General features: G+C 54.3%; 24 protein-coding genes. 20 read left to right on the top strand and 4 right to left on the bottom strand.

The window, feature by feature from the left end:
• Positions 1–220: 220 nt before the first annotated feature.
• A complete protein-coding gene (locus A7Q03_RS08450) occupies positions 221–868 on the bottom strand; it encodes a DUF4189 domain-containing protein (RefSeq protein ID WP_067449019.1) in 648 nt (215 codons plus the stop codon).
• 247 nt (positions 869–1115) lie between these two features.
• On the opposite strand from A7Q03_RS08450, the gene A7Q03_RS08445 reads away from it, so the two are divergent.
• Complete coding sequence (locus A7Q03_RS08445; RefSeq protein WP_067449017.1) at positions 1116–1607, top strand: GNAT family N-acetyltransferase; 492 nt, start codon at positions 1116–1118, stop codon at positions 1605–1607.
• 48 nt (positions 1608–1655) lie between these two features.
• Positions 1656–2213 carry an RICIN domain-containing protein gene (locus tag A7Q03_RS08440; RefSeq protein WP_067449015.1) on the top strand — a complete coding sequence of 186 codons (558 nt, stop codon included), beginning with the start codon at positions 1656–1658 and terminating at the stop codon, positions 2211–2213.
• A 100-nt stretch (positions 2214–2313) separates the two neighbouring features.
• Here A7Q03_RS08440 and A7Q03_RS08435 read toward each other — a convergent pair whose 3' ends face one another.
• Complete coding sequence (locus A7Q03_RS08435) at positions 2314–2655, bottom strand: hypothetical protein (RefSeq protein WP_067449013.1); 342 nt, start codon at positions 2653–2655, stop codon at positions 2314–2316.
• Between the two features lie 215 nt (positions 2656–2870).
• Between A7Q03_RS08435 and ppk1 the strand changes: the two genes are divergently transcribed.
• The 5 genes from ppk1 to A7Q03_RS08410 all read left to right on the top strand — a co-directional run bounded on the left by ppk1 (position 2871) and on the right by A7Q03_RS08410 (position 8387).
• On the top strand, positions 2871–4925 hold the full coding sequence (gene ppk1, locus A7Q03_RS08430) for a polyphosphate kinase 1 (RefSeq protein ID WP_067449011.1): 2055 nt from the start codon (positions 2871–2873) through the stop codon (positions 4923–4925).
• A 185-nt stretch (positions 4926–5110) separates the two neighbouring features.
• A complete protein-coding gene (gene trmA / locus A7Q03_RS08425; protein ID WP_067449008.1) occupies positions 5111–6205 on the top strand; it encodes a tRNA (uridine(54)-C5)-methyltransferase TrmA in 1095 nt (364 codons plus the stop codon).
• A 115-nt stretch (positions 6206–6320) separates the two neighbouring features.
• Positions 6321–6707, top strand: a complete 387-nt coding sequence (locus A7Q03_RS08420) for a RidA family protein (RefSeq protein WP_067449007.1) — start codon at positions 6321–6323, stop codon at positions 6705–6707.
• 158 nt (positions 6708–6865) lie between these two features.
• Positions 6866–7678 carry a symmetrical bis(5'-nucleosyl)-tetraphosphatase gene (locus tag A7Q03_RS08415; protein ID WP_067449005.1) on the top strand — a complete coding sequence of 271 codons (813 nt, stop codon included), beginning with the start codon at positions 6866–6868 and terminating at the stop codon, positions 7676–7678.
• A 139-nt stretch (positions 7679–7817) separates the two neighbouring features.
• Positions 7818–8387: a hypothetical protein gene (locus A7Q03_RS08410; protein ID WP_067449003.1), complete on the top strand. Its 570-nt coding sequence runs from the start codon at positions 7818–7820 to the stop codon at positions 8385–8387.
• A 201-nt stretch (positions 8388–8588) separates the two neighbouring features.
• Here A7Q03_RS08410 and A7Q03_RS08405 read toward each other — a convergent pair whose 3' ends face one another.
• On the bottom strand, positions 8589–9377 hold the full coding sequence (locus tag A7Q03_RS08405; protein ID WP_067449001.1) for an inositol monophosphatase family protein: 789 nt from the start codon (positions 9375–9377) through the stop codon (positions 8589–8591).
• Between the two features lie 67 nt (positions 9378–9444).
• Between A7Q03_RS08405 and A7Q03_RS08400 the strand changes: the two genes are divergently transcribed.
• The 11 genes from A7Q03_RS08400 (at position 9445) to A7Q03_RS08350 (ending at position 18243) form a co-directional block, all read left to right on the top strand.
• The gene (locus A7Q03_RS08400; RefSeq protein WP_067448999.1) at positions 9445–10167 is read left to right on the top strand and encodes a 16S rRNA (uracil(1498)-N(3))-methyltransferase; all 723 of its coding nucleotides are present in this window, start codon (positions 9445–9447) and stop codon (positions 10165–10167) included.
• Between the two features lie 105 nt (positions 10168–10272).
• Positions 10273–11136 (top strand): ParB/RepB/Spo0J family partition protein, encoded by an 864-nt coding sequence (locus A7Q03_RS08395; RefSeq protein WP_067448997.1) that lies wholly within the window; start codon positions 10273–10275, stop codon positions 11134–11136.
• Between the two features lie 176 nt (positions 11137–11312).
• Complete coding sequence (locus A7Q03_RS08390; RefSeq protein ID WP_067448995.1) at positions 11313–11663, top strand: ATP synthase subunit I; 351 nt, start codon at positions 11313–11315, stop codon at positions 11661–11663.
• Complete coding sequence (atpB, locus tag A7Q03_RS08385; RefSeq protein ID WP_067448993.1) at positions 11656–12525, top strand: F0F1 ATP synthase subunit A; 870 nt, start codon at positions 11656–11658, stop codon at positions 12523–12525. Before A7Q03_RS08390 ends, atpB begins: the two co-directional genes overlap by 8 nt.
• 54 nt (positions 12526–12579) lie before the next feature.
• Complete coding sequence (atpE, locus tag A7Q03_RS08380) at positions 12580–12834, top strand: F0F1 ATP synthase subunit C (protein ID WP_067441789.1); 255 nt, start codon at positions 12580–12582, stop codon at positions 12832–12834.
• 54 nt (positions 12835–12888) lie between these two features.
• The gene (locus A7Q03_RS08375) at positions 12889–13359 is read left to right on the top strand and encodes a F0F1 ATP synthase subunit B (RefSeq protein ID WP_067448992.1); all 471 of its coding nucleotides are present in this window, start codon (positions 12889–12891) and stop codon (positions 13357–13359) included.
• A gap of 4 nt (positions 13360–13363) precedes the next feature.
• Positions 13364–13909: a F0F1 ATP synthase subunit delta gene (locus tag A7Q03_RS08370; protein WP_067448990.1), complete on the top strand. Its 546-nt coding sequence runs from the start codon at positions 13364–13366 to the stop codon at positions 13907–13909.
• Between the two features lie 9 nt (positions 13910–13918).
• Complete coding sequence (atpA, locus tag A7Q03_RS08365; protein ID WP_067448988.1) at positions 13919–15466, top strand: F0F1 ATP synthase subunit alpha; 1548 nt, start codon at positions 13919–13921, stop codon at positions 15464–15466.
• A gap of 24 nt (positions 15467–15490) precedes the next feature.
• Complete coding sequence (atpG, locus tag A7Q03_RS08360; RefSeq protein WP_067448985.1) at positions 15491–16369, top strand: F0F1 ATP synthase subunit gamma; 879 nt, start codon at positions 15491–15493, stop codon at positions 16367–16369.
• A gap of 40 nt (positions 16370–16409) precedes the next feature.
• On the top strand, positions 16410–17807 hold the full coding sequence (atpD, locus tag A7Q03_RS08355; RefSeq protein WP_067441805.1) for a F0F1 ATP synthase subunit beta: 1398 nt from the start codon (positions 16410–16412) through the stop codon (positions 17805–17807).
• A 10-nt stretch (positions 17808–17817) separates the two neighbouring features.
• Complete coding sequence (locus A7Q03_RS08350) at positions 17818–18243, top strand: F0F1 ATP synthase subunit epsilon (RefSeq protein WP_067448983.1); 426 nt, start codon at positions 17818–17820, stop codon at positions 18241–18243.
• Between the two features lie 160 nt (positions 18244–18403).
• On the opposite strand, the gene coaD is transcribed toward A7Q03_RS08350, so the two are convergent.
• Positions 18404–18919: a pantetheine-phosphate adenylyltransferase gene (gene coaD, locus A7Q03_RS08345; RefSeq protein WP_067448981.1), complete on the bottom strand. Its 516-nt coding sequence runs from the start codon at positions 18917–18919 to the stop codon at positions 18404–18406.
• Positions 18920–19140: 221 nt separating this feature from the next.
• Between coaD and lnt the strand changes: the two genes are divergently transcribed.
• Complete coding sequence (gene lnt / locus A7Q03_RS08340; RefSeq protein ID WP_067448979.1) at positions 19141–20775, top strand: apolipoprotein N-acyltransferase; 1635 nt, start codon at positions 19141–19143, stop codon at positions 20773–20775.
• 192 nt (positions 20776–20967) lie between these two features.
• On the top strand, positions 20968–21819 hold the full coding sequence (gene rpoH, locus A7Q03_RS08335) for an RNA polymerase sigma factor RpoH (RefSeq protein WP_067448977.1): 852 nt from the start codon (positions 20968–20970) through the stop codon (positions 21817–21819).
• Positions 21820–22012 lie beyond the last annotated feature (193 nt).

Here is a 22012-nt window from a genome sequence, read left to right as displayed (position 1 = left end):
GCTTACCGGCGAGCCCTGCGCCGGCCTGCGCAGCCCCAAGCTTTGAGGCTGCCTGAAAACGGGTAAAACGAGTTTCTGCGAAGCTGAGGATCACCCCTGCCCCTTCTGCACTGCCCGCTGCCTGGTATGAAAAAAGGTGCTTTAGCTATAGAGGCTCTTGGCAAGGGAAAGGCTACCTGAAATATTTTCAGGTAGCCTTGTCAGCCTCAAACGGCAGGTTTTAGCGCTGATTGTAAAGACTGTAATCGTAGCCCACGCAGAAAGCCGTGCCGTTTGCGCCCTTCCCGGTATGCACGCCTGTGTAGAAACACCTGCTTCTTGTAACACCATGTACCCGCTGGCAGGCCCGCATGGCTTGTTGTGCCGCTATTTCGTCGTCAGGATTGATACCAACGAACAAGTCGTTTGTATCTTGCGGATTGTCCGTTGCTTTCACCAAAACCGCACAGGTATTGCTAAAAGTGGCAAATACATGACAGTTGGGGGAAGAGCAGATCTGTTTGGCTCGTTCGATGGCTCGCTGCTCAGATCTAAAACCGCCAGGCCATGCTATGGTCTGTTTCTCGAAATTCCATGCCAAAGCCATCCAAAACGGCGTGCGGCGCAGTTCCGCGATTTCTGCTTGCACCTTTGCCTCGCGCTGCTGCCAGGCGCGTATTTCGGCGGCGGTGGGGCCGCGGTTGATCGGCTGTTGCCGTGTGGCATTGCGCTCGCGTTGTATCCGATCTGCTTCTGACTGCATGATGCCATTAAAGTTGTGCCATTGCTGCGAGCCAACCGGATAGGGGTTGGCATATGCCAAGCCCGCACTGCCCAATAGCACTGCCGCCAATACGCCCGCTGCCGTGTTCATCATTGATTGCTTCATCTTGCCGCTCCTGTTTGGAAAGGGGAATAAGGGTATTGCCGATGATCGGATTGTAACAAAAAACAAGATATTGTAAACATCTATCCCGCTGCTTGAAGGCTACCTGAAAAGCGCCAACGCCCGTTTTAACTGCGTTGCAGCCCTACTTTCAGGTAGCCCCGATTATATCCCGATTGCCCGAGCCAATTGGTTATTCTATTGGACAAGCTATATAATTCCGCCAGTTTCACCGCACTCCCCGCCCGTTATGAGCCTGATTACCCACCTGCGTCCGGCACGCATCCAAGATTGCGAACACATCTACAACGCCCACCAATACGCCGTGCGCTACACCTGCGCCCGCAACTACAGCGAAGCCGTGCTGCAAGCCTGGCTTGCCCTGCTCAGCCCCGACAGCTACCTCGATACCCTCGAAGACGAACGCAAGCTCTTGTGGGTGATCGAATTTAAGCACCATATCCAAGGCTTTTTCCAGCTTAATCTGCAAGAATCCCAGCTCGATGCGCTGTATGTGCACCCCTTCGTGCAGCGCCAAGGCCTCGGCACTGCCCTGCTCGGCCGCGCCGAAGAGCTGGCCTACCAACACGGGCTGGGCATGCTCAAGCTCTACGCCTCGCTCAATTCCGAACAGTTTTACCTGCTCAACGGCTACCGCCCGCTAGGCGAAGCCATGCTGCCGCTCAACCAGGAAATCGGCATCGAATGCCGGCTGATGCGCAAACTGCTCACCGACCGTTGATGCCGGCTTTCAGGTAGCCCACTCCTCCGCCATACCGAAAGAGCCGAAATGAAAGCCCCTCCATTCCTGCTTGCCCTGTTCGCCCTCCCCGCCTGCACTTATCTCGATGGCCCAGACGGGCGGTTCTTCTCGCTCGATTTACCCGTGGAAACCACGCACACCGTGCACAAAACCGTGCGCGTGGATGCCGCCCCGGGCACCACCGTCATCATGAGCGAAAGCTCCCCGCTCGACGGCTACTACCTCCCCGTGCTCAACAATGGCCGCCGCACCCTGCTGCGCCAGGCCGCCGACAATTCCTGCCTCAGCCTCGAGCGCAGCGGCATGCCCGCCTACCTGGTCAGCCAGCCCTGCCACGGGCGCAACAACCAGCAATTCATGTTCGACGGCCCGCGCCTCAATATCAACGGCTTGTGCGCCGAAGCCACCGGCGGCGCCGGCAGCCCCGTTATCGCCACCGCCTGCCAAAACAGCCGCAGCCAGCATTGGATTGCCGAGGGCAGCCACATCCGCAGCGTCGCCAACGGCCTGTGCCTAGACGGCAGCGGCGGCACGGTGAGCCTGCAATATTGCGATAACGGGATGGGGCAGCGGTTTTACCGATAGCTTGGCTGCGGGTTGCGTGGGAATGGAAAAGGCTACCTGAAAACCTATCGGATGGTTTTCAGGTGGCCTTTTCTACTATTGCTTAATTACTGCGGGGCGTTTAGCGTCGGTAGTTGATTTGGATATTGCCGCGCACGGGCGATACCGGCCGCCAGTTGCCGGTGCAGATGGTGGAGCCGGCGCTGGTGTGGCAGTTGCGGTGTTCGGTGTAACCGATGCCGCCCCGGCTGTATTGCTCGGTGGTTTGGATTTGGCCGCCGCCGTATTGGTTGGAGCCATTGTAGAAATAGTAGCTACGGCTGGGGTAGTAGCCGGGGTAGCCGTCCGGGCCACTGTAGTAGTAGTCGGCATGGGGGTTGATTTGTAGGTTGATTTGGGCGCTGGTTTCGGCTACTGCAGCGGCACTGAAGAGGATGGTGCAGATGAGGAGCAGGGTTCGCATGATGGGTCTCCCGAAAGGTGGCGGGTGGAAACGTTCGGCCTGCTTCGTGCCCATATCTTGTCTTCGGGCGCAGGTTGGAACGATAATTGCTATAACTATAGCTGCCGCGCACAGCACTTTGCCGATGGCGGTATAATCATTATAGCGCTAATTCCCTCCAAACAGCTGTTTGTTTACACAGCGTTTTCATTCATTTTTCTTTTTCAGGTAGCCTTATGCCGAACCAGCCCACCATCCTTTGCCGCGAACTGAGCCTGCTGGCGTTCAACCGCCGCGTGCTGGCGCAGGCACGGGACGAGGGCGTGCCGCTTTTGGAGCGGTTGCGCTTTTTGTGTATCGTTTCTTCCAATTTAGACGAATTTTTCGAAGTGCGCATGGCTTGGCTGAAGAAGGAAAGCCAGCTCAACCCGCACGCGCTTTTGGATAACGGCACCACGCCCACCGAAACCATGGCTGCCGCTGCTGCCGAGGCCAAAAAATTAATTCAGGAGCAATATGAGCTGTTTAACAAAGAGCTGATTCCCGCGTTGCGCAAAGAGGGCATTTTCTTTTACCCGCGCCACCAGTGGACAGACAAACAGTGCGCCTGGGTTGAAAGCTATTTCGACCGCGAGCTGCTGCCCATCCTCACCCCGCTGGGGCTCGACCCGGCACACCCTTTCCCGCGCCTGCTCAACAAATCGCTCAACTTCGCGGTGGCGCTTTCCGGCAAAGACGCTTTCGGCCGCGCTTCCGGTATGGCTGTGGTGCAGGCGCCGCGCATTTTGCCGCGCGTGGTGAAACTGCCTGAAGAGCTTAGCGAAGGGCACGGCTTCGTGCTGCTTTCTTCCATTTTGCATGCCTATGTGCACAAGCTCTTCCCCGGCATGGATGTGGAAGGCTGCTACCAATTCCGCCTCACGCGCAATAGCGAACTCACGGTGGATGAAGAAGACCTCACCAACCTGCGCGCCGCCGTGCAAACCGAGCTGCGCGGGCGGCAGTATGGCGACGAAGTGCGGCTGGAAGTGGCCGACAACTGTCCGCCGCATGTGGCTGGATTCCTGCTCACGCAATGCAATTTGAGCCCGAACGAGCTCTACCAAGTGGTTGGCCCCGTGAACCTGGTGCGGCTGATGGCTGTGCCCGATATGGTGGATCGTGCCGATTTGAAATTCCCGCCCTTTGCGCCCGGCCTGCCCAAAGATGTGCGCAAAGACCAGCCCATGCCTGAGGTGCTTAAACAGCATGACGTGCTGCTGCACCACCCCTACCAATCCATCGCCCCCACCGTGCGCTTCATCCAAGAAGCGGCTGCCGACCCGGATGTGGTGGCTATCAAGATGACGATCTACCGCACTGGCACCCATTCCGACCTCGCCCGCGCCCTGATTGCCGCCGCCAACGCGGGCAAACAGGTAACCGTGGTGGTGGAGCTGATGGCGCGGTTTGACGAAGAAAACAACGTCAACTGGGCGCGCCGCCTCGAAAGCGCCGGCGCACATGTGGTATACGGCGTGTTCGGCTACAAAGTGCACGCCAAAATGGCGCTGGTTATCCGCCGCGAAGGAGGCTACCTGAAACGCTACGCCCACCTCGGCACCGGCAACTACCACCAAGGCACCTCCCGCATCTACACCGACTTCGGCCTACTCACCGCCGATGAAGCCATCACCGCCGACGTGAACGCCATCTTTATGGAAATTACCGGCTTAGGCCAGCCCACGCGGCTCAACAAGCTTTATCAGAGCCCCTTCACCCTCAGCCCCATGCTGCTGGAATGCATCGCCGCCGAAACCGCCGAAGCCCGCGCCGGCCGCCCCGCGCGCATCATCGCCAAAATGAATTCGCTCATCGAGCCCGGCATCATCCGCGCCCTGTATGAAGCCAGCCAGGCGGGCGTGCAGATAGATCTGATCGTGCGCGGCATGTGTACCCTGCGCCCCGGCGTGCCCGGCCTTTCCGAAAACATCCGCGTGCGCTCCATCATCGGCCGCCTGCTCGAACACTCCCGCGTGTTCTACTTCCACAGTGGCGGGCGCGAAGAGCTCTTCATCGCCAGCGCCGACTGGATGAGCCGCAACTTCTTCCGTCGCATTGAAATCTGCACTCCCGTGGAAAGCCCGGACATCAAACAGCGCATCATGCGCGAAGCCCTCACCCTCGCCCTGGCCGACAACCGCAAAGCCTGGCTGATGCAGCCCGACGGTAGCTACGTCCGCGCCGCAGCGCAGGAAGGGGAAAAAGGGCTGGATATGCAGGAAACGCTGTTGAACGAATATCGGCGTTGATGGCACGAGGGTGCAAAAGGCTACCTGAAAGTTTCAGGTAGCCTCTTTAGCAAGGTAGGAAGAGTATTTGCTACCCGCTTGCGATAATCTGGAATCTGGGTTTTGTACAGCCCCCGCTTTGCTTTCAGGTAGCTTCTTCTTTCCCGCTATAATCCTTATTTTTTGCTCCAATCCCCACGCTCCCCATGACCCAGCCCAGCCCTGAATACACCGCCCAGCTGCAACAAAAAGTAGGCTACCTGAAACAGCGTTTTGCCGAATTTTCCCCACCCGAATGGCAGGTGTTTGCTTCGCCTGAAGAGCATTATCGGATGCGTGCCGAGTTTCGTGTTTGGCACGAAGGCGACAACATCAGCTATGCCATGTTCGAGCCCGGGCAGAAGGCAGGCTCGGCCTCGTTGCGCCGGATTGATTCCCTGCTTGCCGCTTCTGCTGCAATCAACGTCCTGATGCCCCGGCTGCTGGCTGCCGTGCAGGCCGATCCGCTGTTGCGGGAGCGATGGTATCAGTGCGAATTTTTGTCTACCCTGAGCGGCGATATGCTGGTGGGCATAATTTACCACAAGCGGCTGTGCGGGCAATGGCAGGCTGCGGCGGCGCGTTTGCAGCGCGACTTGGGCATCATGATTATCGGCCGCAGCCGGGGGCAGAAGCTGGTGTTGGCGCAGGATTTCGTTACCGAACGCCTGCATGCCGACGGGCGTGATTGGTTCTACCGCCAATACGAAGGCGGCTTCAGCCAGCCGAATGCGCCAGTGTGCCAAAAAATGCTGGATTGGGCCTGCAGCGCGGCGGCGGGGTTGGGCGGCGATTTGCTGGAGCTTTATTGCGGCAATGGCAATTTCACCCTGCCGCTGGCGCGTTATTTCCGCCGCGTGCTGGCCACGGAATTGTCGAAAACCTCGGTGCAGGCGGCGCAGTGGAATATTGAGGTCAACGGCGCGGCCAACATCCGCCTGGCGCGGCTTTCCGCCGAAGAGTTCACTCAGGCCTACCAGGGCGTGCGCACCTTCCGCCGCCTGCAGGAGCAGGGCATCGGGCTGGCGGATTATGCCTTCTCCACCGTGTTTGTCGATCCGCCGCGCGCCGGCATAGACGATGCCACCCTGCGCCTGCTGCAGAATTTCGACAACATCATCTACGTTTCCTGCAATCCGGAAACCCTGCACGCCAATCTCGCCACGCTCACGCAAACCCACTGCATCGAACGCGCCGCGCTGTTCGACCAATTCCCGTTTACGCCACATATTGAGAGCGGGGTGTTGTTGCGGCGGAAATAATCGGTTTCAGGTAGACTTACTTTGTATGCGTCGCTGCCGACTGTCTTGGTTTGCCCCTGCCGTTGGCGATATAATTAAGACTCTTTTCAGCAATCAACATATAAGGAGTTCCATTATGGCCAAAACCATCATTCATACCAACAATGCCCCTGCCGCCATCGGTGCTTATTCCCAAGCCGTGCGTGCCGGCAATACTATCTATTTAAGCGGCCAGATTCCGCTGGTGCCTGCCACCATGCAGGTGGTGGAAGGCGGCTTTGCTGAACAAACCCGCCAAGTGTTTGAAAACCTCAAAGCCGTGATTGAAGCCGCCGGCAGCAGTTTCGACGATGTGGTGAAACTCAACGCCTACCTCACCGACCTCTCCAACTTTGCTATCTTCAACCAAATCATGGGCGAATACTGCCGCGAACCCTTCCCCGCTCGTGCTGCCGTGCAGGTGTCCGCCCTGCCAAAAGGTGTGCTGGTGGAAGTGGAAGGTGTGGTGGTACTGAACGCTTAAAGCACATAAAAGTATTATAGAGGCTACCTGAAAATAAAACTTCAACGGAGTGAGCTGATGTCTTGGCGCAACCAAGGCCGAGCTTCGGCGAAGGGAAAGTTTCAGGTAGCCTCTAACTTTACTCAACCCACTATAAATCACCCTCTAACACAAACATCATGGCACACTACGCAATCGGCGACCTGCAAGGCTGTTTCGCCGAATTTCAAACCCTGCTGGCACACATCGGCTTCAACCACGGCCGCGACACCCTTTGGCTGGTGGGCGATATCGTCAACCGCGGCCCCCAATCCCTCGACTGCCTGTGCTACATCAAACAGCATGAAAACAGCATCCGAACCGTGCTCGGCAATCACGACCTCCATCTCTTGGCCATCGCCCACGGTCACGGCAAACTCAAGCGTAGCGACACTGTGGGCGACATTCTCGCCGCCCCCGATCGCCAATCGCTGCTCGATTGGCTGCTGCACCAGCCCCTGATGCTGCAACACGGCAATAACCTGATCGTGCACGCCGGCATTTGGCCGCAATGGACGGCCGAAACTGCACAGCAGCGTGCCGCCGAAGTGGCTACCGCCCTGCAAAGCCGCCCCGATTGGTTTTTTGCCCACATGTATGGCAACAAGCCCGATAGCGACTGCGCCGATAACGAAACCGAACGCCTGCGCTTTGCCACCAATGTGTTCACCCGCATGCGCGCCCTGCACCGCGACGGCCGCATGGATTTCGACTACAAAGCCACCCTGCCCGAAATGCCATCTGACTTCATGCCCTGGTTCCGCGCGCCCAACCGGCAAACCCTTGGCTATCAAACCGTATTTGGCCATTGGTCGGCACTCGGCCTGTATCGCGGCGAGCAGGTGTGCGGCATCGATACCGGCGCGCTGTGGGGCGGCCAGCTCACTGCGCTGGATTTAGATACGCAGCAGATTTTTCAGGTAGCCTCCAAACAGCCCAAGAAGTTTGGTTAAGCTATTGTCTCTACATGATTTAATGTTTGTTAACACGAACAGGCAGGCGGGCAGGGCGGGCTTTTGTTACAATGTCGCCTGTTTGTGCCTGCCCGAGCCCTTGCCGTGGCATGTTTTTCAACCGATTAAGGAGTTACCCATGAACAGCAAATTAGTCATCCCCGCCGCCATCGCCGTATTGGCACTGAGCGCTTGCTCCAGCAGCAAAGCCCCTGAAGGCAATCAGCCGCAAACCCAGCAAACCCAGCAGGGTCAGCAAGCGCAGCAAGGCAACGGTGAAGCTACTGCTGCCATTGGCAAGATTCAGGTAGCCCAAGTAGACAGCATCGATAAAACCGTAGAAGTGCACTACACCTGCCAAGCCGGTAACGGCCAGCAGCAAAAAGTGAGCGCCATGTATGGCATCAAGAGCGATACCTTGGTGGTAACTCAACTGAAAATCAACGATAAAGTTTCCCCCGGCCTGTGGCGCGTGCTTAACGACAGCAATGGCCAACAGCAAAATAGCTACTACAGCAACGGCGTGATTTGGGTAACCGGCAAAGCCACCCCCACCAACGTGACCCGCACCAATGCCATCGCCTTGCTGCAGGCGCAGAGCGTGGATGACGCTGGTAATCCGGTAAATCCCGTGGCCGTGCTGGAAAACTGCAGGGTAACCCGCCAAGCCGCTCCGGTTCGCGGTAACCGCCCGCAACGCCGCCGCTAAGCTGGTGTAATGAGAATGGAAAAAGCTGCCTTGGCTGGCAGCTTTTTTGTGGGGGGGGAGGCTACCTGAAAGTATGTGGGCAGTTTCAGATAGCTTTTTTTGTGGCGAATATTGTTCAGGCAGTCTTGCGCTTATCAGAGGCTCTCTAAAACTTTAGCTTCGCAGAAACTTACTGAGTTCGTTTCCAGGCAGCCTTTCTGCCTACTGATTCGCCCGGATCCAAGCCAGCCAGCGGTCGAACAGGTCGGGTTGCAGGCCGGCGATAACGGAGCGTTTGAAAACGTGTTCGCCACTCCAAAAGTCGTCGCCTTCCAGCGTAGCCAGGCGGCCGCCGGCTTCTTCGTAAATCAGGGTGCCGGCGGCATAGTCCCACAGTTTTTGACCGCCATGTAGGTAGAGGTCGTAGCGGCCGGCGGCGAGGTAGCACCAGTCGAGCGTGCTGGCGCCCATGCTGCGCTGTGAGCCGAAGGGGTGGAGGGTTTGCATGCGGCTGGCGAGCTTGCCGGAGCGCAGGTATTTCACTTCCACGCCGGCAATGGATTCGTTGAGTTTTTTCGGCGTGAGGCGCAGGGGCAGGGGACGGCCGTTGAGGTGTGCGCCGTGACCGCGTTCGGCAGTGAACATTTCCTGCATCATGGGGTGGAAAATAGCGCCCAGTTGGGCGCGGCCGTGGCGGATGTAGGCCACGGAGAGGGCGAAGTGCGGCAGGCCGTTGATGAAGTTGTTGGTGCCGTCGATAGGGTCGACCACCCACAGCCCGGTTGCGGCGTGCTGCCACATGGCGTGTTGTTCGTCGGCGCTCATTTCTTCGCCCAGCATCGGGCAGTCGATGATTTGCGGCAGCTTTTGAGCAAATAGGGCTTGGGCGTGCAGGTCGGCTTCGGTGAGGCGGGTACCGTCGCTTTTGGTGCTGACGGCGGCGTTGAGAAAACGCGGCATCACGGCGGTTTGTGCCACTTCGCGAACCAGTTCTGCTAAACGGTTGAGCAAAATCTTTCCTTCCCGATGCTTTTCTGATAGAAACGGGATATTAACCATTTTTCGGGGTAAACAACAGATGCCGCGTTTTTATGTTCCGCAAACTTTTGTTGCCGGCGAGGTGCTGAGGCTACCTGAAAATGTGTGCCGGCATATCCAAGTGCTGCGCTTGCAGGCGGGTGCACCGCTGGTGTTGTTTGACGGGCAGGGGCAGGCGGCAGCGGCAGAGTTGCTGGAAATCGGGCGCAAACAGGCGCTGGTGCGGGTGGATAAGTTGCTCTTGGAATCGCGCGAATCGCCGCTGGCGGTTACGTTGATTCAGGCGGTATCGGCTTCGGAAAAGATGGATTTTGCGGTACAGAAGGGCACGGAATTGGGGGTGAAACGCATCGTGCCGGCGGTTTCCACGCGCTCGAATGTGCGGCTTTCGGGCGAGCGGTCGGAGAAAAAGGTGCGGCGCTGGCAGGAAATCGCTATCTCGGCCTGTGAGCAATGCGGGCGCAACGAAGTGCCGCCTGTGGTGCCGATTGCCGATTTGCCGCAGGTGCTGGCCGTGCTGCCGGCCGATTCGGGAGCGCGGCTGCTGTTGAGCCCGCATGGTGGCGTGCCGCTGCGCAGTCTGCCGCCGGTGCAAAGCGCGGTGTTGTTGATTGGGCCGGAAGGCGGGTTGACGGCAGAAGAAGAGGATTTGGCACGCTCGTATGGGTTTCAGGCGGTGCAGCTGGGCGCACGGGTGTTGCGCACTGAAACGGCGGCGATGGCGGCATTGGCGGCGATGCAGGCCTTGTGGGGCGATTTTTAGCGGCATGGGCGCTGTGCTAAAATACGCGAATTGAAAGTTTTCAGGTAGCCTTCTTCCTTACCTTAGAGGCTACCTGAAAAAATAACTGGATTAGGAAGCAGATAAATGGCAAAACCGAAAAGCGGCCTCGGCGGCCGGGGCTTGGATTCTTTGTTGGCCGGCGCGGTGGGCGACAGCAGCGGCGACAGACTGACCAGCGTGCCGGTGCGCGACATCAAGCCGGGTCGTTATCAGCCACGTTCGCAAATGGACGACGAAGGCTTGCAGGAGCTGGCCGATTCGATTAAAGCGCAGGGCGTGATCCAGCCGGTTATCGTGCGTGAGCACGGCCTGTCGCAATACGAACTGATTGCCGGCGAGCGCCGGTGGCGTGCCAGCCAGCTGGCGGGGTTGACCGAAATTCCAGTGGTGATTAAGAGCATTGGCGACGAAGCGGCGCTGGCGATGGGCTTGATTGAGAATATCCAGCGCGAAAACCTCAATCCGATTGAAGAGGCGCAGGGTTTGAAGCGTTTGGTGGATGAATTCGGCCTCACGCATGAAACCGTAGCCAAGGCAGTAGGTCGCAGCCGCAGCGCGGTGTCAAATAGCCTGCGCCTGTTGGCTTTGCCCGAGCCGGTGCAGGAAATGCTGTTTTTACGCCAGCTGGAAATGGGGCACGCGCGGGCCTTGTTGTCGCTGCCGGTGATGGAGCAGCTTTCCTTGGCGCAGAAGGCGGTAAAAAATGGTTGGTCGGTGCGTGAGGTGGAGCGGCGCAGCCAGCTGGCACAACAGGCGCCACAGGAGAAAAAATCGAAAACCGTCAGCCCGGATATACGCTACCTGAACGAGGCGCTTACGGAAAAATTGGGTGTGCGCGCGGAAGTGCAAACTGCCAACTACAAACGCGGTAAGGTGGTGTTGCATTTCGACAGCCCGGAAACCTTTGCACGGTTGATGCAGCAGCTGGATGTGAAGTTGCCTGGTTGAGCAAAGGCTTGTCTGTGGTTTCGGGCGCTCGGAAATTATGCGTGCTCGATTTTCAGGTAGCCTTTAATGCTATGAGCATTGATATTGTTTGACAAGAATTAACACTTTTCTTGACTTTGTTGGCGTTTTTGCTTATATTCAAAAAGCTAACATTTAGTGTGTGTGAAGATGGATGTATGGCGGCAACAATTTATCTCCAATTAGCAATCACGGCGATACTTGTTGCTGTTTTTTGGGTGTCTTCCGGTGTCGTTGCAGCAAAGTCAGCGGCGCTGGGTTGTTTGTGTTACGCTTTGCCCACCATCTTGGCAGTACTGGTTTTAAGGTTTTTCCTGAAGTTTCCGAAATGGCGCGGCAGCGCATTTTGGCTGGGAGAAAGTTTAAAAATAGTACTGGCGCTCGTGTTGATGACGCTGGTGTTTGTTTTTTATCGCCAACACATCGTGTTCGTTCCGTTTATTGTCGGGTTGGGTGCGGTGAGTCATGCGGTGTTGTTGATATTTTGGAAAGCTAAGAAGTATGGCTAGTGAGAGCATGAGTGCAGCCGACTACATCAAGCACCATTTGCAAAGCTTGACCAGTCTGTCGGATGTGGGCAAAGGACAGGGTCTGCAAAATATTGCCGACTTCTCATTTATAAACTTGGATTCCCTTTTTATTGCGGCCTTTTTGGCGATTCTCGGTTCGCTGGTGATGTGGTATGCTGCTCGCAAGGCTACGCCAGGTGTGCCGGGGCGTTTTCAGGCTGCCGTAGAAATCTTGTTCGAGTTTATCGATAATTTGTGCAAGGGCATGATTCACAACGAGCAATCGCGTAAAACAGTGGCGCCGCTGGGTTTGGCGCTGTTTGTTTGGATTGTGTTGATGAATAGCATGGACTTTTTGCCGGTGGATTTGTTGCCGTGGGTTTGGCAGCGTGTAACCGGTAATCACCACGCCTTGCTGCGCGTGGTGCCGACTGCGGATTTGAATATTACTCTGGGTATATCGATTGGTGTGCTGCTTACCTGCTTTATGTTTAATATCAAGCTTAAAGGCTTGGGTGGCTGGATTCATGAACTGTTCGCTGCGCCGTTCGGTATTTGGCTGGCTCCGTTCAATTTTGTTTTGAATCTGGTGGAGTTTTCGTCCAAAACTATTTCTCACGGTATGCGTCTGTTCGGTAATATGTATGCTGGTGAATTGGTGTTTTTGCTGATTGCTATGTTAGGCGGTGCTTGGGCAATGCCGGGTGAAGCAGTTACTTGGGTAGATCCTGTTTTGGCATTTTTCCATATTTTGGCTGGATTTGTTTGGGCGGTGTTCCATATTTTGGTTATCGTGTTACAAGCATTTATTTTCGTTGCTTTGGCTTTTGTGTATATCGGCCAGGCACATAGTTCCCATTAGTAGTTTGTTGTTTTTTGTAGTAGTTTAACTTCACTTTTAGATAAGGAGTTTCAAATGGATTTGAATAGTGTATTGGCCATCACTTGCGGCTTGATTGTTGCGTTCGGTGCTGTGGCTGCTGCGGCCAGTATCGCATTCGTGGGTTCAAAATATCTGGAGGCTTCTGCCCGCCAGCCTGAACTGATTGAACCGCTGCAAACCAAATTGTTCCTGATTGCCGGTTTGATTGACGCAGCATTCCTGATCGGCGTAGCCGTTGCTTTGCTGTTCGCCTTCGTGAATCCGTTTGCTCCGGCAGTTGCAGGTTAAGATTACACAAACTTCTGACGTTTGTTTTAACCCTAACTGTGAAGGTCGAGTAAAGTGAATATTAATTCATCTTTAATCATACAGATAATTGTCTTCTGCTTGTTGGTGTGGTTTACCGTGAAGTTCGTGTGGCCACCCATCGCTAAGGCTTTGGATGAGCGAGCCAGCAAAATTGCCGAGGGCTTGGCAGCTGCCGAGCGCGGGAAAAGTGATTTTGAACAGGCTGAAAAGCGTGTGGCCGAACTCATGGCTGAAGGCCGCAATCAAGTTGCTGAAATCATCACTAACGCAGAGAGGCGGGCTTCTCAAATTGTTGAGGATGCTAAAAAACAGGCTTCTGACGAGGCTGCTCGTGTTGCTGCGCAGGCTAAGACTGATGTGGAGCAGGAAGTTAATCGGGCACGTGAGGCTCTGCGTGAGCAGGTGGCGGCACTGGCAGTTAAAGGTGCTGAGCAGATTCTGTGCAGCGAGATTAATGCCGATAAACATGCCCAGTTGCTGGGTATGTTGAAGCAGGAGCTGTAAAACTATGGCTGAACTTGCCACTATTGCCAGGCCGTATGCTAAAGCCTTATTTGAATTGGCGTCTGAAAAAAGTCAAGTCGAACTTTGGCTGGAGAAGCTAAAAGATTTGGCGTGGGCTGTCGGCCAACCTAAGCTTGCCACATTGCTGGACGATGCCGGCATTGCACCCCACCAGAAGGCAGATACTTTGATTGGATTGCTTGACGGTATCCATACGCCACAACATGTAGATTTCAAAAACTTCCTGTATGTGCTGGCTGAAGGAGGTAGGTTGTTCGTTTTGCCGGAAGTTTATAACCAATACCAAGTACTGGTATTGGCAAAAGACCATATACAGAAGGCCATAATTTACAGTGCTTTCCCGATGAGTGAAGGACAGTTTGCCAAGGTGGTGAGCGATTGCCAGCAGAAATTTGGCCACAAGCTGGAGGCTACCTTAAAAGTGGTGCCCGAGCTGATTGGTGGTATCAAAATTGAAGTTGGAGATAAAGTTTTAGACTTGTCCGTGCAAGGGAAGTTAAAAAACCTGTATACGGCCATGATAAATTAGGAGAGTTTCATGCAGCTTAATCCTGCTGAAATCAGTGAATTATTAAAATCTAAAATTGAGAACCTGAATGTAAAGCAAGAAGCCAACACCTATGGGGGTGTGATTTCTGTGACCGATGGTATCGTGCGCGTGCACGGATTATCGGATGTAATGCAGGGTGAGATGTTAGAGTTCCCCGGCAATACTTTCGGTTTGGCCATGAACTTGGAGCGTGACTCGGTTGGTGCGATTGTATTGGGCGAGTACGAGCACATTAAAGAAGGCGATCAAGTCAAATGTACCGGCCGTATTTTGGAAGTACCGGTTGGTCGTGAGCTAGTTGGCCGCGTAGTGAATGCGTTGGGGCAACCGATTGACGGCAAAGGCCCAATTAACACTAAAGAAACTGCGCCGATTGAGAAAATCGCTCCGGGTGTAATTGCGCGTCAATCCGTGGATCAGCCGATGCAAACTGGTTTGAAATCGGTGGATTCCATGGTGCCGATTGGTCGTGGTCAGCGCGAATTGATTATCGGTGACCGCCAAACCGGTAAGACAGCTGTTGCGTTGGATGCGATTGTTAATCAAAAGGGTACTGGTGTTATCTGTATTTATGTGGCAATTGGCCAAAAAGCCTCTTCTATTGCCAATGTGGTACGCAAACTGGAGGAGCATGGCGCGATGGAGCATACCATCGTGGTGGCAGCAACTGCTTCCGAAGCAGCTGCCCTGCAATTCATTGCCCCATATTCCGGCTGCACAATGGGCGAATATTTCCGCGATCGTGGCGAAGATGCATTGATTGTATATGATGATTTGTCTAAACAAGCTGTTGCCTATCGTCAAATTTCTTTGCTGTTGCGTCGTCCGCCTGGTCGCGAAGCTTATCCGGGTGACGTATTCTATCTACATAGCCGCCTGTTGGAGCGTGCTGCACGTATCAATGCCGATGAGGTGGAAAAGCGCACAAATGGCGAAGTAAAAGGCAAAACCGGGTCGTTGACTGCATTGCCAATTATCGAGACCCAAGCGGGTGACGTATCTGCTTTTGTGCCAACTAACGTAATTTCTATTACTGATGGCCAGATTTTCTTGGAAACTGATTTGTTCAACTCAGGTATTCGTCCGGCCATTAACGCAGGTATTTCTGTATCGCGTGTAGGTGGCTCCGCTCAAACTAAGGTTATCAAGAAATTGGGTGGAGGTATCCGTTTGGCTTTGGCTCAATATCGCGAATTGGCTGCATTCTCTCAATTTGCTTCTGATTTGGATGAAGCTACCCGCAAACAGCTGCAACACGGTGAAGTGGTTACTGAATTGATGAAGCAAAAACAATTCAGCACAATGAGTATTGCTGAGATGGCTTTGACCTTGTGGGCAATTAACAAAGGCTTTTACGAGGATGTGCCAGTATCCAAGGCATTGGCATTTGAGGCTGATTTCTTAGGCTATGTGCGCACACAGCACACCGATGTGTTGGATCAAATAAATCAGCAAGGCGTAATGAGTGATGAGAACGAGCAAGTTTTGACTGAAGCCATCAATACATTTAAAGCCTCTCGCAATTACTCGGCCTAAACCGCAGAAAAGGAAAAGTCTGAAATGGCAGTAGGGAAAGAAATCCTCACGAAAATCCGCAGTGTACAGAATACACAGAAGATTACCAAAGCCATGCAGATGGTGTCGACTTCCAAAATGCGGAAAACGCAGGACAGAATGCATTTGGCACGGCCTTATGCCGAGAAAGTGCGCGTGGTGATGAGTCACTTGGCACAGGTAGAAACCGAGCATAAGCAGTTGCCAATCTTGGAAAGTCGGGAAAATATTCGGCGTGCCGGCTTCATCTTAATTACTGCCGACAAAGGCTTGTGTGGCGGGTTGAATGCCAACTTGCTAAAGAAGTTTTTCGGACAAGTGCAAGAATACCAGCAGCAGGGTGTGGAAGTGGAAGTTATCTGCTTCGGTAGCAAAGGGTTGGCTGCCTGTAATCGTGCTGGCCTCAATGTAGTGGCCAGTGCGGTAAGTTTGGGCGACACCCCGAAGATGGAAGTGTTGCTTGGCTCGCTGACTGAAGCGTTTCAGCGTTATGCTGATGGTGGCTTGGATATTGTGCACTTGGTGTATTCTAGATTTATCAATACTATGTGCCAAGAGCCGAACTTAGAGACCTTGCTACCTATCGGTCACAATGTGCTGAACGAAATATCGGAAGCAGAAGAATATGGCCGAGAATATATCTATGAGCCATCGCCAATTTTGGTGCTGGAATTTTTGGTGCGCCGTTATTTAGAATCGGTAGTGTATCAGGCTTTGTGTGAGAACATGGCTTCCGAGCAGTCTGCCCGCATGGTGGCAATGAAGGCCGCTACGGATAATGCAAGTAATGCAATTAAGGAATTACGCCTGATTTACAACAAATCCCGTCAGGCAGCGATTACCACTGAATTGTCGGAAATTGTAGCCGGTGCTGCTGCAGTATAGGTGGGTAGAGCAGGCAGATTTGAATATTTAGGATAGATAAATGAACCAAGGAAAAATCGTACAAATTATTGGTGCGGTAGTCGATGTGGAGTTTCCGCGTACCGCTATTCCACGTGTTTACGATGCACTCAAACTGGTCGATACTGATTTGACGCTAGAAGTGCAACAGCAGCTTGGCGATGGCGTTGTCCGCACCATTGCGATGGGTAGTACAGACGGTTTGAAACGCGGCGTGGCCGTGCAAAATACTGGTGCACCGATTACTGTGCCGGTGGGTAAAGCTACCCTGGGTCGCATCATGGATGTTTTGGGTAACCCTGTGGACGAGCAAGGTCCAATCGGTTCTGAACATACCCGTGCTATTCATCAATTTGCACCTAAGTTCGACGAACTCTCTAGTACTACCGAATTGTTGGAAACAGGCATTAAGGTGATTGATTTGCTTTGCCCATTTGCCAAAGGTGGTAAAGTGGGTCTGTTTGGTGGTGCTGGCGTGGGCAAAACCGTGAATATGATGGAGCTGATTAACAACATTGCAAAAGCGCACAGTGGTCTCTCCGTATTTGCCGGCGTGGGCGAGCGTACCCGTGAAGGCAATGACTTCTACCACGAAATGAAAGACTCCAACGTGTTGGATAAAGTGGCCATGGTGTACGGCCAGATGAACGAGCCGCCTGGTAACCGCCTGCGTGTTGCTCTAACCGGTTTGTCGATGGCTGAATACTTCCGTGACGAAAAAGACGAAAACGGCAAAGGTCGTGACGTATTGTTCTTTGTGGACAATATTTATCGCTATACCCTGGCCGGTACAGAAGTATCCGCCCTGCTTGGCCGTATGCCTTCTGCCGTGGGTTATCAGCCGACGTTGGCTGAAGAAATGGGTCGTTTGCAGGAGCGTATTACTTCCACCCAAACTGGCTCCATTACCTCTATCCAAGCCGTATATGTGCCGGCCGACGACTTGACCGACCCGTCTCCCGCCACTACGTTTGCCCACTTGGATGCGACTGTAGTATTGAGCCGCGATATTGCCTCCCTTGGTATCTATCCTGCGGTAGACCCGCTGGACTCCACTTCTCGCCAGCTCGATCCAATGGTGCTCGGCCAGGAACATTATGATGTGGCTCGTGGCGTGCAATCTACCTTGCAGAAATATAAAGAGTTGCGCGACATCATCGCCATTTTGGGTATGGACGAGTTATCTGACGAGGATAAGATGACTGTGATGCGTGCCCGTAAGATCCAGCGTTTCCTGTCGCAGCCTTTCCACGTGGCAGAAGTGTTTACCGGCTCACCCGGCAAATACGTTTCGCTGCGCGATACCGTGGCCGGCTTCAAAGCTATTCTGAGCGGCGAATACGACCACCTGCCGGAGCAGGCCTTCTATATGGTAGGCGGCATCGAAGAGGCTGTGGAAAAAGCCAAAACCCTGAACTGAGGAATGCAGCATGAGTATCATGCAAGTTGATGTGGTCAGCAACGAGGAGAGCATCTACTCCGGCGAAGCCAGCTTTGCCGTGGTGCCGACCCTAAACGGCGAGCTCGGTATTTACCCGCGCCACGAGCCGATTATGAGCTTGGTGCGCCCCGGTGTGCTGCGTTTGCAGGTGCCGGAGCAGGAAGAAGAAGTGTTGGTGGCTATTTCCGGCGGTATTCTGGAAGTGCAGCCACATAAAATCATGATTTTGGCTGACGTGGCTGTGCGTAGTGCCGAGCTGGATCAGGCACGTGCGGAGGAAGCTAGAAAAGCTGCTGAAGCCGGCGTGAAACATGCCAAAGATGATGAGTCAATGGCTAAAGCTCAGGCAGCGTTGGCAATTGCGCTGGCCGAACTGAAAGCTCTCAATTACCTGCGTATTAAAAATAAGCGCTAAACCAACCGGCTTGACGAACGAAAATAAAGCACGATGTAATCGTGCTTTATTTTTCTTGGCAGCTAAGGCTACCTGAAAAGACTGAGGCAAGGAGAGCATGACTGTTCTGCCGGTAATACCGTTTTCAGGTAGCCTACCTTGAGAGGCGGATGGCGGACAATCAATCCTCAGCCGAGCAGCCGTGGTCGGTTAGTATTTTGCGGTACACGGCATCAGGTATGTAGCGGCGGATGGTTTTCTGCCAGTTTTGCGGGCCGACCATGCCTTTAACCATGGTGGACGATACTTCGGCAAATTCGCGCGGCGGCATCAGGATAACGGTGGTGATGGTTGGTTGCAGGTCGGCGTTGATGTAGCGCATGGCACGTTCGTATTCATAGTCTGAGCCGCTGCGGATGCCGCGCACCACGAAATCGGCTTGAATACTATCGGCAAAATCAACCAGAAAGCGGTTATGAAACTGGGTAACGCACACGTTGGGAAATTCGGCGGTGATGTCCACCAGCATGGCTTTGCGCTCTTCCAGTGTATAGGTGGCCTGCTTTTCGGGATTGGTGCCGATGGCTACGATAAGTTCGTCAAACATGGCCTGCGCTTGGCGGATCATCCACAGGTGGCCGTTGGTGGGGGGATCGAAACTGCCGGCGTAAACGGCGCGGCGGTGATGTGGTTTCATGGGTGGTTCTGCATGCAACAAATTAAAAACGGGCGAAGCCTACCCCGCTTGCTGCGGCAGCGCAAGTTTATTTTGGTGGGCTGTACAGGTTAAGACCGTTGCTTTGTATCTTTAGCCATTGCGTTTTCAGGTAGCCTGTAGCCAGAAAGGCTACCTGAAAGCACCATGCCGAGATGATTTAGCTATATAATGCCGCTTCTTTATCAAGGCTACCTGAAAACATGAATTGGGTTGCAAAATTTGAGGATTGGTGTAGTCGGCGCTATGTGTACTGGCCGCTGGTGATGCTGCTGGCAGCCGCCACGCCGCTGGCTTTTGCGCCGTATTACCATTTTTGGCTGATGCCGCTGCTGTTCGGCGCCCTCATCCGGCTCACCGAGCTGCGGCCGCAAAACAGCGTGTTTGGCGCATATTGCTTCGGGTTGGTTGGCTACGCCGCACAGTTCTATTGGATACACACCGCGCTGCACGACATATCCGGCCTGCCCAATCTGTATGCCCTGCCGCTCACTATCCTGCTGCCAGCTTACCTTGCGCTCTATCCTGCTGCTTGCTTCTGGTTGCTGGAAAAAGCCCGTCTACCCCGTGGTTGGCGTATTGGCCTTTTGCTGCCCGTGTTGTGGGCATTGGCTGAATTTGCCCGCGAGCGGGCGATTACCGGCTTCGGTTGGGGTGCGCTGGGCTACAGCCAGGTGGCCGACTTTTCCCCACTGGCCGGCTATGCTCCCGTGGGAGGTGTGCACTTGCTCACCCTGCTATGTGCCTTTTGCGGCGCATGGCTGGTGCTGGTGCTGCACAACCAAGGTTGGAAGCGGCGGGTATTGCCGCTTGTGCTGCTGATCGGAGTTATCGCCGGCGGCTGGCAGCTGCGCCAAGTGCGTTTCACTGAGCCCGACGGCAGCAGTGCCACCGTGGCGTTGGTGCAAGGTAATATAGCGCAAACTTTGAAATGGGATGCCGACTATCTGAGTGAAACCATACAAAGCTACTATGATCAAGTAGCCAACAGCCATGCTGACATCACTATCTTGCCCGAAACCTCCATTCCCGTGATGCGGCAGGATTTGCAGGAATATAATCCCGGCGTCCTCGACCAATTTGCCTACGAAGCCCAGCGCAACGGCAGCGCGCTCGCCATGGGTATTGCCCAATACAATCAGCAGCGCACAGGCTACCTGAACGCTGTGATCAACTTAAGCAATTACCACCCCGACCGCCCTGACGACATCCCGTTTTACGCCAAAAGCCACCTCGTTCCCTTCGGTGAATATAAACCCCTGCCTGCTATCACCGAGCCGCTGTACCGCATGATGAACATGCCTTTGGCTGGGTTCGACCGTGGCGGCAGCGCCCAAGCTCCGTTGCTTTTAGCCAACCAGCACGTGGCGTTTAACGTGTGCTACGAAGACGGCTTCGGCGACGAACTGATTGCCTCTGCCAAACAAGCCAGCCTCCTGGCCAATGTGAGCAATCTGGGCTGGTTTGTCCGCTCCAACGCCATCCACCAGCATTTGCAAATATCGCAAGCCCGTTCCCTTGAGCTCGGCCGCTACATGGTACGTGCCACCAACACCGGTGCCACCGCTATCATCAACCCGCAAGGCCAGGTGGTGAAACTCGCCCCGCCCGACACCCGCACCGTGCTCGAAGGCAATATCGAAGGTTATCGCGGCGAAACCCCGTATATGAAAATGGGCGGCTCGCTGCCCCTGGTGTGTGGCTTGTTGTGTTTGGCCGTATTGCTGATGCTGGCCGGCTATCTGCCACGGCGCAAACCTGCTCCCGATGCCGCAGAGGAAAGGCTACCTGAAAACAGCAGCGAACCAAGTGCCGAGCCGCAATATGAGGGCAAATAGATACCGTTTGCCCGAAGTTGCCGTTGTTTACAGTAATATAGAGAATAAATTAAAATTTAAAAAATACAAAATTTAACCTATCGTAAACCAAAATCACACAGTATGGGTGTTTAATCACCCCCGTAACTAAAGAGACAGAAGAGATAAATACCGCCGAAGGCGGCAGAAAATACTAAAAGGAATCAAAAGACAATGAATAACGCGTTTGCATTGCCCATCCCCAGCGGCCACGGCAGCTTGGAGCAATATATTCACACTGTAAACAGCATTCCGTTGCTCACCGCAGAGGAAGAACACAGCCTGGCTGTACGCCAGCTGCAAGGTGACCTGGAAGCCGCCAAGAAACTGATCTTGTCGCATCTGCGTGTGGTTGTATCCATCGCGCGTGGCTATGATGGCTACGGCCTCAATCAAGCCGACCTGATTCAAGAAGGCAACATTGGCTTGATGAAAGCCGTAAAACGCTACGAGCCCAACCACGGTGCCCGCCTGTTTTCCTTTGCCGTACATTGGATTAAGGCCGAAATCCACGAATTCATCCTGCGCAACTGGCGCATGGTGCGCGTGGCCACCACTAAGCCGCAGCGCAAACTCTTCTTCAACCTGCGCAGCATGCGCAAAAGCATGAACACCCTCTCACCTGAAGAAGCGCAAACCATCGCCGACGACTTGGGCGTGAAAATGGACGAAGTGCTGGAAATGGAACAGCGCATGACCGGCAAAGACATTGCCCTTCTGCCCGACAACAGTGACAGAGAAGAAGACAGCTACGCTCCCATCGACTGGTTGGCCGATACCCGCAACGAGCCCACTCAGCAAATCGCCCAAAAAGCCCGCTACGCTATGCAGACCGAAGGCCTGCAAAATGCGCTCGCCCAGCTAGACGAACGCAGCCGCTGTATCTTGGAAAGCCGCTGGTTACAAGACGGCGGCGGCCGTACCCTGCACGAGCTGGCCGCTGAATATGGCGTTTCCGCCGAGCGCATCCGTCAGATAGAAGCCAAAGCTATTCAAAAACTGCGCGGCTTTATGAGCGAAGAATAAGTGGATGAAAAAAGACTGCCTGAGGGCAGTCTTTTTTATTGGGTGTTTGGTTTTATGGTGGCTTACGTTTTCAGGTAGCCTTTTATATGATGGGGTTATTCGTCTTCGTCCTCTTCCTCGTCGCCTAAATCCACTTCCTCAAGCGGGATCACCCGGGTGCGGTAGCGCAGTTTGTGGTAGAGATAGAAACCGA

This window comes from Eikenella sp. NML99-0057 (genome assembly GCF_001648535.1).
GTDB lineage: Bacteria > Pseudomonadota > Gammaproteobacteria > Burkholderiales > Neisseriaceae > Eikenella > Eikenella exigua.
The sequence above is the reverse complement of the archived record's forward strand: the minus strand, read 5'-3'. Positions and strand labels throughout refer to the sequence as shown.

Bases quoted from the DNA above. Each gene is read 5' to 3' on its own strand.
- A7Q03_RS08450 (WP_067449019.1), bottom strand. From the start codon at position 868: ATGAAGCAATCAATGATGAACACGGCAGCGGGCGTATTGGCGGCAGTG.
- A7Q03_RS08420 (WP_067449007.1), top strand. From the start codon at position 6,321: ATGGCCAAAACCATCATTCATACCAACAATGCCCCTGCCGCCATCGGT.
- A7Q03_RS08415 (WP_067449005.1), top strand. From the start codon at position 6,866: ATGGCACACTACGCAATCGGCGACCTGCAAGGCTGTTTCGCCGAATTT.
- coaD (WP_067448981.1), bottom strand. From the start codon at position 18,919: ATGAAACCACATCACCGCCGCGCCGTTTACGCCGGCAGTTTCGATCCC.
- A7Q03_RS08370 (WP_067448990.1), top strand. From the start codon at position 13,364: ATGGCTGAACTTGCCACTATTGCCAGGCCGTATGCTAAAGCCTTATTT.
- trmA (WP_067449008.1), top strand. From the start codon at position 5,111: ATGACCCAGCCCAGCCCTGAATACACCGCCCAGCTGCAACAAAAAGTA.
- A7Q03_RS08390 (WP_067448995.1), top strand. From the start codon at position 11,313: ATGGCGGCAACAATTTATCTCCAATTAGCAATCACGGCGATACTTGTT.
- ppk1 (WP_067449011.1), top strand. From the start codon at position 2,871: ATGCCGAACCAGCCCACCATCCTTTGCCGCGAACTGAGCCTGCTGGCG.
- A7Q03_RS08400 (WP_067448999.1), top strand. From the start codon at position 9,445: ATGCCGCGTTTTTATGTTCCGCAAACTTTTGTTGCCGGCGAGGTGCTG.
- lnt (WP_067448979.1), top strand. From the start codon at position 19,141: ATGAATTGGGTTGCAAAATTTGAGGATTGGTGTAGTCGGCGCTATGTG.
- atpE (WP_067441789.1), top strand. From the start codon at position 12,580: ATGGATTTGAATAGTGTATTGGCCATCACTTGCGGCTTGATTGTTGCG.
- atpA (WP_067448988.1), top strand. From the start codon at position 13,919: ATGCAGCTTAATCCTGCTGAAATCAGTGAATTATTAAAATCTAAAATT.
- A7Q03_RS08395 (WP_067448997.1), top strand. From the start codon at position 10,273: ATGGCAAAACCGAAAAGCGGCCTCGGCGGCCGGGGCTTGGATTCTTTG.
- A7Q03_RS08350 (WP_067448983.1), top strand. From the start codon at position 17,818: ATGAGTATCATGCAAGTTGATGTGGTCAGCAACGAGGAGAGCATCTAC.
- atpD (WP_067441805.1), top strand. From the start codon at position 16,410: ATGAACCAAGGAAAAATCGTACAAATTATTGGTGCGGTAGTCGATGTG.
- A7Q03_RS08445 (WP_067449017.1), top strand. From the start codon at position 1,116: ATGAGCCTGATTACCCACCTGCGTCCGGCACGCATCCAAGATTGCGAA.
- atpG (WP_067448985.1), top strand. From the start codon at position 15,491: ATGGCAGTAGGGAAAGAAATCCTCACGAAAATCCGCAGTGTACAGAAT.
- A7Q03_RS08410 (WP_067449003.1), top strand. From the start codon at position 7,818: ATGAACAGCAAATTAGTCATCCCCGCCGCCATCGCCGTATTGGCACTG.
- A7Q03_RS08435 (WP_067449013.1), bottom strand. From the start codon at position 2,655: ATGCGAACCCTGCTCCTCATCTGCACCATCCTCTTCAGTGCCGCTGCA.
- A7Q03_RS08440 (WP_067449015.1), top strand. From the start codon at position 1,656: ATGAAAGCCCCTCCATTCCTGCTTGCCCTGTTCGCCCTCCCCGCCTGC.
- atpB (WP_067448993.1), top strand. From the start codon at position 11,656: ATGGCTAGTGAGAGCATGAGTGCAGCCGACTACATCAAGCACCATTTG.
- rpoH (WP_067448977.1), top strand. From the start codon at position 20,968: ATGAATAACGCGTTTGCATTGCCCATCCCCAGCGGCCACGGCAGCTTG.